Raw genomic sequence first — 11,655 nt, 5'->3', positions numbered from 1 at the left:
ATTTTTGTCCAAGCTTTCTTGCAAATAAACACCTGGAAAGAAACGAGGTCAACCATGCGAAAACAATTAAAAGAAGCAAAACGAATCGTCATCAAAGTTGGGACAAGTACGTTGATTTACCCCAATGGAAATATCAATTTAAGCGCCATTGACCAATTGGCCTTTACCTTATCCGATTTGCGTAACCAAGATAAAGAGATCATCTTAGTATCATCTGGTGCGATCGGTGTAGGTTTAAATAAGTTAAACATGGATAAACGACCCCCGACCATTCCAGAACAACAAGCAGTAGCGGCAGTGGGACAAGCGGAGTTGATGAACATTTACAATCAACGCTTTTTGACTTACAGCCAGCAAATCGCCCAATTATTATTGACCAGAGACGTGATCGAATATCCTGAGAGTCGCAAAAACGTAACCAACACAATAGAACAACTTCTGCAAATGGGCATCATTCCTGTTATCAATGAAAATGATACTGTGGCAATCGATGAATTAGATCATCTGACAAAATTTGGTGACAATGATCAATTATCGGCAATCGTAACCCAACTGATCCAAGCAGATGCGTTGATCATGTTATCCGATATTGATGGATTTTTCTCTGATAATCCGAATACCAATAAAGACGCCACCCTTTTCTCTGAAATCAATGAGATCAACGACAATCTTTTACAATTAGCTGGCGGCAAGGGCAGTCGCTTTGGAACGGGCGGTATGTACAGTAAATTGAAAGCCGCAGAACGTGTACTAGCACATAATGGTGCTATGATTTTAGCAAACGGGCAGCAACCTAAGATTATTTTTGATATTTTAAATGGTGAAATGATTGGTACGTTATTTATTTAGTTCGAAAAAGGAGGAACCTTTCATGACTGATTTAGCACAATTAGGCAAACAAGCGAAAGAAACAGCTTATCAACTAGGTTTGATGGACACAAAAACAAAAAATGATCTGTTACTGCATATGGCGGATGAACTAGAAAAAAATACTGCTAAAATCTTACTCGAAAATCAAAAAGATTTAGCTACAGCCACAGAAAATGGCATTACTGAAACAATGCTAGATCGCTTACGTTTAACTGATGAACGGATTAAAGACATGGCGGATGGTATCCGACAAGTTGCAACTTTACCTGATCCAATCGGTGAAGTCGATAAAATGTGGAAAAATGAAGATGGCTTGATGATCGGCAAACAACGTGTGCCACTCGGTGTGATCGGTATCATCTATGAATCTCGTCCAAATGTGACGACAGATGCGGCAAGTCTTTGTTTTAAAACAGGGAATTCTGTGATTTTACGTGGCGGTAAAGAAGCTTTTCATTCAAATCAAGTCTTGGTAACTGTTTTACAACAAGCGTTAGAACAAAAGGGCGCTTCTCCTTTTGCGATCCAATTTGTTGATGACACTTCTCGGGAAACAGCGCAAAAATTGATGAAATTAAATGACTATTTAGATGTTTTGATCCCTCGTGGCGGCGCTAACTTGATCAAAACAGTCTTAACAACTGCAACTGTTCCAGTGATTGAAACGGGAACCGGCAATTGTCATGTGTATATCGACAAAGACGCTCAATTAGAGATGGCAACCAATATCATCGTTAATGCAAAATGCCAACGCCCTTCTGTCTGTAATTCAGCAGAAACATTATTGATCCATCAAGAGGTAGCAGCGGATTTCCTACCTGTTATCGAAAAAGCACTGAATGAATATAATGTGGAATTACGAGCTGATGAACGAGCGCTAGCTATTTTTGAACAATCGATCCCAGCCACTGAAGAAGATTGGGAAACAGAGTTTAACGACTTTATTTTAGCCGTTAAAGTTGTGGATTCTTTAGAAGAAGCTATTCAGCATATCAATCGCTACAACACTAAGCATTCAGAAAGTATCATTAGTGATAATTATTTTGCTACACAACAATTTTTAAAACAAGTTGACGCAGCAGCAGTTTATGCTAATGCATCTACACGCTTTACGGATGGTTTTGTTTTTGGCTTTGGTGCTGAGATTGGGATCAGTACGCAAAAGTTACATGCACGTGGACCGATGGGATTAGATGAACTTACTTCTACGAAATATATTGTTTATGGTGATGGACAGTATCGGAAGTAAATATTAATAAATGACCAATACAATTCTATATAGAATTGTATTGGTCATTCCTTTTATTAATGGTGAGTTGGCTCATCCTCCACACTCGGTGCTTCTTCATATTCTTTATGCATTATGTCTCTGTACATTCCTGGAATTGAATCCCAAGAAACAAAGGATATGCGCCGTACATATAATCCTTTGTGTTGCACTAAAGCATAATTTTTCCCTTCTGGAGATTGTCCTCCCTTAAAATCTAATCTAGTTCCTTCACCAAATGGATCATCTATAACCCAAATATCCTTGTATGGATCTGGAATTTGCAGCTCTTTACTACTTTCTTCATACTCTTTTCCCCCATTATAAGTAACGTTAGTCGGTAATGTAGCATAGCCTATTTTCATTTCCATAAAGGGGTTGAATCTGTCTATCCACTGATTCTTATATTGATACGTATTCAAAAAAATGATTGTTCCTAAAAAAATAGTTATAGTCGCTATCAATGCATATCGATAAACTTTTTTTAATTTTAAATCAGCATCGATCCTTTTTATCATTTTAGCATCTCCTCTCATAAATTCATCCAACGTAATATCAAATAATTCACTGAGCGTAATCAACATTGCAACATCAGGATATGTACGCCCTGTTTCCCAGCTAGAAATTGTTTTATCTGAAACATTGACTTTTTCTGCTAATTCTTTTTGAGTCCATTCATGCTTAATTCGGTATTTTTTCAATTGATTTCTTAATTCCATTAATTAAACTCCTTTCTAATTACAATATAAAATGAGAACGATTCCTATGCTACCTTGTATCTGTAGAATGAGGAATATAAGGAGCTCTATAGTTTGTAGAATACCTATAAATAAACGTTTCTATATTGATTTATTATACCAAAAACGTTCAGCTCAAACATCGCTGTTTTTACTTTGGAAAAAAATAAAAATATACAATTAAATCTCCTTTTGCTACACTGTTTATAAATAAATGAACAACTTATACACACAAGAGGGGGAGTTTCATGAAACGTGACGGTCACACCCACACAGAATTTTGTCCACATGGAAAAATCGAAGATACTGAATTACTGATCAAACGCGCAATCAGTCTCGGCTTTAAAGAATACAGCATCACAGAGCACGCACCTTTACCTACAGGTATAGAGGAACTTGCAGCTGGAGATCCAAATGTGTGGACAACTGCATCGATGTCCTTGAATGATGTGGATAACTATTTTAAAAAGATGAATGATCTGCGAAAAAAGTACGCTTCTGACATTATTATTTACGTTGGATTTGAGCTAGATTATTTTTCAGAATTTGAAGGATGGACCTGTGATTTTTTAGCTGAATACGGACCACAAACCGATGACGGGATTTTATCAGTACATTTTCTTAATGGGAAAGATGGATTACGTGGAATCGACTACTCTTTTGAAGAATATAAGACCGGTGTAGTTGATGGTTTAGGTAGTTTTGAAAAAGCCCAAAAACGTTACTATCAAAAGGTTTTAGCCTCTTTAGAAGCTGATTTAGGCCCTTTTAAACCTACACGCTTAGGACATATTTCTTTATGCCAAAAATTTGAACGTTTCTTTGATGAATCGATTGATTATCCTTCTGAAAATATCGCACTTGTCCACACCCTTTTAACACGTGTGCAGCAGGAAAAATACAGCTTAGATTTAAACACTGCTGGATTTTATAAACAAGGTTATCAACAGACTTATCCACAGGTGTGGATAAGTAAAAAAGCTACTGAATTGGGGATTCCATTGATTTACGGATCAGATACTCATTCATTGGCTGATGTGGGACAAGGATATGAAAAAATCGAGAATTGGCTATAAAAAATACTAAGATTTGTTGAGGAATTAGCTCACAGATCTTAGTATTTTTTGTGCTTTTTTTTAATTTAAGTCTTCATATTGCGGTGTTTTTACTAACTCATAGATTTTGATCTGATCCTCATTTCCTGCTATTTCATCAAAATGGATCGTTTGAATCGTAAAATTATCATACATTTTAATATACATCTGTCTCTTACTTAAATCGTAAATAGAAGTATATTGTGTGTATTGACGATCTTCCCCTTTGGGTTCGTCTAATTTGACTACGCCTTTGACAATATCAGATGTGGATAAAATATGGAAAGCTTTATTGATAATGTCTTTTTCCCCAACAGGATCACTAAATTTCAACAAATACGCTGCTCGAACAAAACGCGAAGTCGCTGTGTAATCTCCAGGAATACCATGCATGCCAGAACCCTTGCCTGCTGATAAAATTTTATGATCGTGGAATAACGCATCTTTTGCATTTTCATCAGATAATCCTGTATAGTTTTCTAAATTCGTCAGATGCCAGTCAAACTTAGGACTGTTAGTCATCACACCAACTGGATTTTCATATACAACAAATCCTAATTTTATTGAAGGTTCTACAACGATCGTACGGCCAGTAGCATCTGTAAACATAAAATGCTGCGGTAAACCTTGTGCTTTACCTTTAACAGAAAGATCTGCAATCGCTACATCTAAAATCTTTTCTTCAATTTCTTGTGTATTCTTACAATTCGCTAACACCCAAAAGACAAATTGTTCCGCTATCAGAGGTAATTTACCAGCTTTTTTTATTTCTTCAACACTCGAATAGTGATTAAATTCCGCAAAATATTGCGTAATCCCACCAAGTCCACATTCATTGACGCCATCAATCACGCTCTGAGCGACTTTTTGCTGGCTTTCCTTGATTCCTATCCCTAATACAGAATAAATTGTTTGCCACTTTTCGATACTTTCAGTAATTTCGATTTTTTTAGGAATTTGTACACCCGCATAATCAAAATCAATATTGTATTCTTGGGTTCTTCCTAAGTAATGATTTCCTTCTAATGATTTTAAGCTAATTCCTGTACACACTGTCATCCCTTACTTTCTAAAAAGATAGTATTATGTTTCTTATTATACGCTAATTATTATAAGAACAGCTAATTAGACTATTTTTCTAATTTATTCGTTTATAAACCTTTCGATTTTCTTTAATTTTTCTCTTTCTGGCAATCAATTTTCCAATGGATATGCTAAACTATATATATTCTATTTATTACGTTGCGAGGTTGATTATGAAGAAAAAAATACAAGCATTTATTAAAGAAAACTGGCCTTATATGACCGCTAGTTTTTTCATTCCCTTTTTTGTGATGGTCATTATTTATTTAAGTATCGGCATTTATCCTGGAAGTAGCCGGAGTGTGATGGCAAGTGATTCCTTTTCACAATTTTCCAATTTCCATGCCAGTTTCAATAACGTACTGCACGGTAAACAAAGTATTTTTTACACGTGGAATGCGTCCCTTGGTTTAAATTATCTTTCACTAATTTCCTATTACCTTGGTGGACTATTTACACCACTCGTTATCTTTTTTAAAAACCAAAATATTCCTGATGCGCTGTATTTGATCACGTTACTGAAAATCTGTTCAGCTGGTTTAGCTTTTTGGGTGTTTGCTAAAAATACCTACAAGATACCAAAATGGGGACATGTCATGCTTAGTGTTCCGTATGCTTTGATGTCATTTGCTACAGCTCATTCCGAAATTATTATGTGGTTAGACGCGTTTACTTATCTACCACTCGTTATTCTAGGAATTCATCGTCTGATGGATGAACGAAAACCAACGCTGTTATTTGTTAGTTACCTACTATTATTTATCTCGAATTTTTACATGGGCTTTATGATCGGTGTCTTCTCTTTCCTATACTTTATCGCCCGAATGTTGACGAACTGGAAAGTTTATAAACAGCGTATTCTACCTTACGGAATCACCTCTCTTTTAGCAGGTGGCGCTTCGATGATCTTGGTATTGCCAGCTGTCCTAGATTTACGGGCAAATGGTGAGACTTTATCTCAAGTAACTCAGTTTAAAACCGAAGCGACAGCTTTTTGGGATATTGTCATGAAAAATATGATTGGCGTCTACGATACAACAAAATATGGCTCGATTCCGTTTATCTATGTAGGTCTGCTTCCATTGATTTTCTGTATCTTTTATTTTGTAACAAAAGACATACCACGGAAGAACAAACTACTCTTTGGCAGCTTATTCGTTCTTTTGATTGCTAGTTTTTATATCACACCATTGAATTTATTTTGGCATGGTATGCATGCGCCAAACATGTTCTTGTTTCGCTACAGTTTCTTATTTTCTTTCTTAGTTGTTCTATTGGCAGGGTATGGGTTTGAAAAATTCAAAACGGATGATTTGGGCTTGTTAGCTGGTTCTACGATTATGCTGATTGCGATATTTGCTTTAGCTGAAGGAACGAAAAGTGCAACAAGTTATGACTATATCCCGATTACAGCATTCGTTTTGACCGTTTTATTTTTGCTACTGTACCTTGCTGGGATCGTTTTTTATCAATTGAAGAAAATACCTATGCATTATCTGATTATCTTGTTAGTATTACTTGTTTCAGCAGAAGCGTTCATCAATACAAACGCAATGGTGAAAGGGATTCTAAAAGATTGGAATTACGCTTCACGTAGTCTTTATTCTGAACCTTATCCATCGATCAAAAAACTAGTGGATAAAACAAAAAAAGAGAATGATGAATTTTATCGTTTAGAAAACCTAAATCCTGTTTCTTCTAATGATAGTATCAATTATGGTTATAGCGGTGTCAGTTTGTTTTCTTCTATCAGAAATCGTCATTCCTCTTCTTATTTAAATGACTTAGGTTTCCGTTCTAGAGGAACTGGCTTGAATATTCGTTATCCAAATAATACGCTGTTAATGGATTCATTCGTTGGAATCAAATACAATATTTCAGAAAGTGATCCATTGAAGTTCGGTTTTTTCCCAAAAGATAAAGCGGGTAAATTTTCACTATACGAAAATAGTAATGCTTTGCCTTTAGGCTTTTTAGCAGACGATGATATCTATAAAGTCAAACAACCGGCCAATGATAATTTAAGCAGTCAAACCGAATTATTCAATGCATTATCTGGGCAAAAAGAAAATTACTTCAAATTTTATCAACCAACGATCATTAATAAAAAGAATGTCAAAATCGAACAAAATGCAAGTTCGGTAACCTATAAGGAAATCCAAAACAACATCGCAAAAGATATCACTTGGACAGTTGATGTACCTGCAAATACGCAAGCGTATCTTAGCTTGTTCCCGACAGATTTTGGTCAGCTTGAAAGTTCTACTGCCACAATGTCTGTAAATGGGACGAGTCAAAAATCACAAATCAATATCACAGGTCAATATTATAATATTGGTTACTATGATAAACCAACTAGCGTTACCTTTACTGTCAGCTTCTATGGCACAACAGCGGTCAGCTTTATGGAGCCAAAAGTTGTTGGCTTAGATACCAAAGCCTTCGAAAGTTCCATTAAGACGATTCAAGATAAAGGCGCTGATTTAACAGCTAAAGGACGGAAAGCGGTTGGAACTGTGAATGCAGAGAAAGATCAAGTACTTTTAACAACGATTCCTTATGATAAGGGTTGGAAAGCCTATGTAGATGGGAAAAAAGTACAAATCAAATCGTTTAAAAAGGCCTTTGTGAGTATTCCAGTAACGCAAGGTGAACATACGATTGAATTTGTTTATCTGCCGGAAGGGTTTGTGCCGGGCGTGATTCTATTTATTGTTTGTATTGGTGGGTTTATGGTGTATGTTAGAGTGACCAATAAACCTAAACTGGCTTTAGTGAAACCGAATAAACGCAAACGTAAAAAACGTTAAATCAATATTTTATGAAGGAGCTTTGTTATAAAGCTCCTTCATTTTTTGTTATATAGGCTTCTTTTCTAGTTTTTCCTAATTTATAATGTTCTTCTTGGTTTTCTTTTTATTGTTATTAGATGCACTCCTTGTCTTTTTAATACGTGTAGGTATTTTATCCTTATCGTTCGACTAAATGCAATTTATTAGGTAAATTTTAATCCATACCTTTTTTTCTAAGATATAAAATGCTATTATTCAAGAAGTATTAAGAAAGGGGGACTAGACAAATTGTCTACTATAAAACAAAATAAATATAGCATTAGCTTGATTTTTCTGATCTATCTATTAGCCAACTTAGCGATAGGGATAGTGAATTTTCCTTATCTAGATGATGTTGGTCGACAATTATGGGGTTATTCAAAATTTGCAGAAGGGTATTCACGTTGGGGAAGCGAGATTTTAGCTTGGGTGATACAAGGGAGTAGACATCTAACAGATCTAGGATTAGCTTCCTCGATCATAACAGCAATTATTTTAACTACTTCCAGCAGTATCGTTGTTTACACTTTAAATGATAAAAAATTAGAGTTTGCTCCGATGATTGTATCCACAATTATTGGTTTAAATCCTTGGTTCCTTCAAAATATAAGTTTCAGATTTGATGCTCCTTTTATGGCATTCAGTATTCTATTCTCTGTCGTCCCGTTTCTTTGGTGGGAAAGCAAGAAACACTACTTTTTTGCAGCATCTTTTATTGGTATTTTTCTGATGTGTAATACCTACCAAGCATCGTCTGGATTATATATTCTTTTGGTATTAGCATTGTCATTCAAAAAAATTTTGGCAAATGAAAAATGGTTAACTATCCTTAAACAGATATCACTTTCAACACTTGCCTATATCGTTGCTATGCTAGTTTATGTATTTGAAACCAAACTTAATCCTGAACTAACAAGCCGCGGTGGTAATGTTGCAATAGCTTCCTTAAAAGATATTCCTGCAGTTATTGTTATCAATAGTAAAATGTATTTACACAGAATCATGGAACAAAGTACTCGGGTCTGGATTTGGCTATTTTTAATTTTGTTGATATTATTTATTTTCGTTCATGTCACCACAACTAAAACGAATCTTGTTAAAAACCTCTTTTTTTCTCTCGTTTATTTGGTTTTAGGCTCAATTTTAAGCTATGGTGTTTTCTTGATCTTCCCAGAAAAACTAGCCTTAGCTGCGCCAAGATACGCTTACGGATTTAGTGTTTTTGTTGTCATAACGCTTATTTTACTTTTGAATCGGATGCAGCAACAGCCTGCTCTAAGAATAACAATACATGGATTCGTTTATCTGTTTTGCTTTTATTTACTTTCGTTTCCCTTTATTTACGCCTCGTCACTATTTTACCAACTAGGCGCATTTGAACGTCAAAGTCTTGTACTGGCATCAGACTTAAAAAATTTAGTCCATTCAGATAAGGCAAAAGTCTACTCTACTATGCTTTTCAAAGAGTCTCCTGTATTTGAAAATACTGCTAAAAATTATCCAATTCTAAAAGATTTAGTACCAACGAATACCGCATTTTTCTGGCCAAATCAAGTCTTGTTCAAAACATATTCCGGTATGAATTTCGATATCCAGCCTTTTAACTTAGAAGATTTCAAGCAAGATAACCATGAACTAGCGATATCTGATTACTACTATGATGTTTATAAAAAAGATCAAGATTTTTATATTATTGTGAAGTAAATTATACGAACTTTTCGTTTATCATCACATCTCACTTGGCAGATATTGTGAGATCACTTTTTGATCATTGGTTATTCGATCAAGACGAAGATTGAAGCAATTGCTGATAACAACGCGCCAGTAAGTACAACTGGTGAAAAAAGACACCCTGTTCGCAGCAGGGTGTCTTCGTGTTTGTATTGAATAATTTTATTCGTTAGCAAGTATACTATACCGTAGGAAATTACTTACGTCATATTTTGATTTTCTTAGCTCTCATATCTGAATAACTGCTATGACAAAGATTTTAAATGATTAATTGAGTGGTTTGAAAAAAAGAATTTCGATGAAACCTTTTTGTTAAAATTAGAGTCTAATAGCTATAACTGGGAAGGAGAAGTGTATGGAAAAGAGGGAACAAATAAGTTTGGTGAAAAAAGCGAAAAATGGCGACGCACAATCGTTTATAAAACTTTGTGAAGCCTATCAAGTCGTGCTATACAATTCTGCTTATAAATTACTTTTAAATAATGAAGATGTAGCCGATTGTCTGCAAGAAACTGAAATTCGCGCATGGCAAAAAATACCTAACATTAAAAATGAAGCAGCGTTTAATTCTTGGATTTTTAGAATTATGATCAATATCGCTAAGGACATCTTGAAAAAAAGAGTTGAAACAGTTGAATTTGAAGAAAGTTACATGAGCACAAAAGAGAACAGCTACAAAAGATTTAACTTAGAAGAAGAATTTAATAAACTACCAGATAGATATAAAATCCCTATCATTTTACATTATTATGCAGGTTTTAACATAAATGAAATTGCTGAACAACTAAATCTATCTAAAAACACTGTTAAAACAAGGCTTGCACGAGGCAGAATGAAATTGAAACTATTTTTGGAAGGAGAAGAGAATGGATAAAAAAAAGAATGAGAACATCATACAAGAAAAGGAAATCCCAAAAGAAGTAATGGAAAAATTAGTTCAGAATCGCAAGAAAATTTTAAATAATCCTATTAAGCAAGAAAAAAAGAAATTCAAAATGAGATACAAGAAACAAATAATTATTACTTTTACAACGGCTGCGGCAGTAATTTTAATTGCCATGATCAACCCACAAATAAATACAGCAATCAAAAATGCTTTAGGAATTAGCCAAGATTCAGGTGTTGCGATGATAGAAAAAAAAGGTATACAAAGCGAACTCAATTTAACTAGTACACAAAATGGACGAGAGATCACATTGACTAAATTTGTATCAACAAAGAAAAAATTTGCCTTTGATTATCAATTTAAGTTAGATGATGAAAAACTAAAAGAGTTATTGGAAAAACAAAGCTCTCCTGATCGGGTATTCACTAAAAATGCGACAGACGCTCAACATATTGACCTCGGCCTTTTTGTTGATGATAGTGATGAAGATATATTCGGCGGGGTTTCATCTCAATCTACTTTTCGCATAGAAGGAGATATTTTTTATGGTTCTGTCGTAGCAACTTTTAATCGAGAAAAAATACCTGAGGACGCTAAATTGACCCTTCACATTTATAAACTATCTTGGCAAGATGCTGAAGAACTTGATCAAGCATTTATCGAAGCGTCTAATACAGGGAGTCCTTTCGGTGTAGATAATGCTTTAGAATATGAAGGTGACTGGCGTTTTGACATTGATTACAAACCATTGACTCAAACTGCTGATACACAAATCAGTAACGTAAATAATATCACAGATATCAAAGCAACCAGCGATGCTTTACAAACAACTATTCGATTTATTGCTCCTCTCAAAGAATTTAGTACTCCAGAAAAACCTTGTACCCCACGAATTACTTTATATAAAGATGGTATAGAAGTTGAAAATCAACTATTTACACAAATATCTAACTTAGAAACTGGAGAGATCGAATTATCGATTAGTCTAAGCTCGTTAGATACAACATCCGTATATAAAATCCAAGTAAACGATGTGGATAATTTTTCTGGTGAAGCGATCAAGGAAGTTGGCTTTTTCGAACTACAAAATAAAGAATCAAAGTCCTCTAAATAAAAGAGTGAAGAACAGAACCAAAGACCATTCTGTTCTTCACTC

At 34.8% G+C, this 11,655-nt stretch carries 9 protein-coding genes; 7 read left to right on the top strand and 2 right to left on the bottom strand.

Annotated features, from left to right (window positions below):
* Window positions 1-54 precede the first annotated feature (54 nt).
* Entirely contained in the window at window positions 55-849 is a 795-nt protein-coding gene (proB, locus tag IGL98_RS00380) for a glutamate 5-kinase (RefSeq protein WP_206912036.1), read from the top strand.
* Window positions 850-871: 22 nt separating this feature from the next.
* A complete protein-coding gene (locus IGL98_RS00375; RefSeq protein ID WP_206844700.1) occupies window positions 872-2,119 on the top strand; it encodes a glutamate-5-semialdehyde dehydrogenase in 1,248 nt (415 codons plus the stop codon).
* A gap of 56 nt (window positions 2,120-2,175) precedes the next feature.
* On the opposite strand, the gene IGL98_RS00370 is transcribed toward IGL98_RS00375, so the two are convergent.
* Window positions 2,176-2,856, bottom strand: coding sequence for a helix-turn-helix domain-containing protein (locus tag IGL98_RS00370; protein ID WP_206844687.1), 681 nt, complete (start codon window positions 2,854-2,856; stop codon window positions 2,176-2,178).
* A 266-nt stretch (window positions 2,857-3,122) separates the two neighbouring features.
* Between IGL98_RS00370 and hisJ the strand changes: the two genes are divergently transcribed.
* A complete protein-coding gene (hisJ, locus tag IGL98_RS00365; protein ID WP_206912035.1) occupies window positions 3,123-3,950 on the top strand; it encodes a histidinol-phosphatase HisJ in 828 nt (275 codons plus the stop codon).
* 60 nt (window positions 3,951-4,010) lie between these two features.
* On the opposite strand, the gene IGL98_RS00360 is transcribed toward hisJ, so the two are convergent.
* Window positions 4,011-5,027 (bottom strand): choloylglycine hydrolase family protein, encoded by a 1,017-nt coding sequence (locus IGL98_RS00360; protein ID WP_206844677.1) that lies wholly within the window; start codon window positions 5,025-5,027, stop codon window positions 4,011-4,013.
* A gap of 197 nt (window positions 5,028-5,224) precedes the next feature.
* On the opposite strand from IGL98_RS00360, the gene IGL98_RS00355 reads away from it, so the two are divergent.
* From IGL98_RS00355 to IGL98_RS00340, 4 genes are all read left to right on the top strand, one after another.
* Window positions 5,225-7,861: a YfhO family protein gene (locus tag IGL98_RS00355; protein WP_206912034.1), complete on the top strand. Its 2,637-nt coding sequence runs from the start codon at window positions 5,225-5,227 to the stop codon at window positions 7,859-7,861.
* Window positions 7,862-8,131: 270 nt separating this feature from the next.
* A complete protein-coding gene (locus IGL98_RS00350) occupies window positions 8,132-9,586 on the top strand; it encodes a glucosyltransferase domain-containing protein (RefSeq protein WP_242590178.1) in 1,455 nt (484 codons plus the stop codon).
* Window positions 9,587-9,968: 382 nt separating this feature from the next.
* On the top strand, window positions 9,969-10,487 hold the full coding sequence (locus IGL98_RS00345; RefSeq protein ID WP_206844674.1) for an RNA polymerase sigma factor: 519 nt from the start codon (window positions 9,969-9,971) through the stop codon (window positions 10,485-10,487).
* On the top strand, window positions 10,480-11,613 hold the full coding sequence (locus IGL98_RS00340; protein WP_206912033.1) for a hypothetical protein: 1,134 nt from the start codon (window positions 10,480-10,482) through the stop codon (window positions 11,611-11,613). The genes IGL98_RS00345 and IGL98_RS00340 overlap by 8 nt, the downstream gene beginning before the upstream one ends.
* Window positions 11,614-11,655 lie beyond the last annotated feature (42 nt).

Source organism: Enterococcus sp. DIV0840, assembly GCF_050527835.1.
Taxonomy (GTDB): domain Bacteria; phylum Bacillota; class Bacilli; order Lactobacillales; family Enterococcaceae; genus Enterococcus_L; species Enterococcus_L ureasiticus.
The sequence above is the reverse complement of the archived record's forward strand: the minus strand, read 5'-3'. Positions and strand labels throughout refer to the sequence as shown.

Excerpts from the sequence above, each read along its gene's own strand:
- proB (WP_206912036.1), top strand. The coding sequence starts at position 55 with ATGCGAAAACAATTAAAAGAAGCAAAACGAATCGTCATCAAAGTTGGG.
- IGL98_RS00375 (WP_206844700.1), top strand. The coding sequence starts at position 872 with ATGACTGATTTAGCACAATTAGGCAAACAAGCGAAAGAAACAGCTTAT.
- IGL98_RS00345 (WP_206844674.1), top strand. The coding sequence starts at position 9,969 with ATGGAAAAGAGGGAACAAATAAGTTTGGTGAAAAAAGCGAAAAATGGC.
- hisJ (WP_206912035.1), top strand. The coding sequence starts at position 3,123 with ATGAAACGTGACGGTCACACCCACACAGAATTTTGTCCACATGGAAAA.
- IGL98_RS00355 (WP_206912034.1), top strand. The coding sequence starts at position 5,225 with ATGAAGAAAAAAATACAAGCATTTATTAAAGAAAACTGGCCTTATATG.
- IGL98_RS00340 (WP_206912033.1), top strand. The coding sequence starts at position 10,480 with ATGGATAAAAAAAAGAATGAGAACATCATACAAGAAAAGGAAATCCCA.
- IGL98_RS00370 (WP_206844687.1), bottom strand. The coding sequence starts at position 2,856 with ATGGAATTAAGAAATCAATTGAAAAAATACCGAATTAAGCATGAATGG.
- IGL98_RS00360 (WP_206844677.1), bottom strand. The coding sequence starts at position 5,027 with ATGACAGTGTGTACAGGAATTAGCTTAAAATCATTAGAAGGAAATCAT.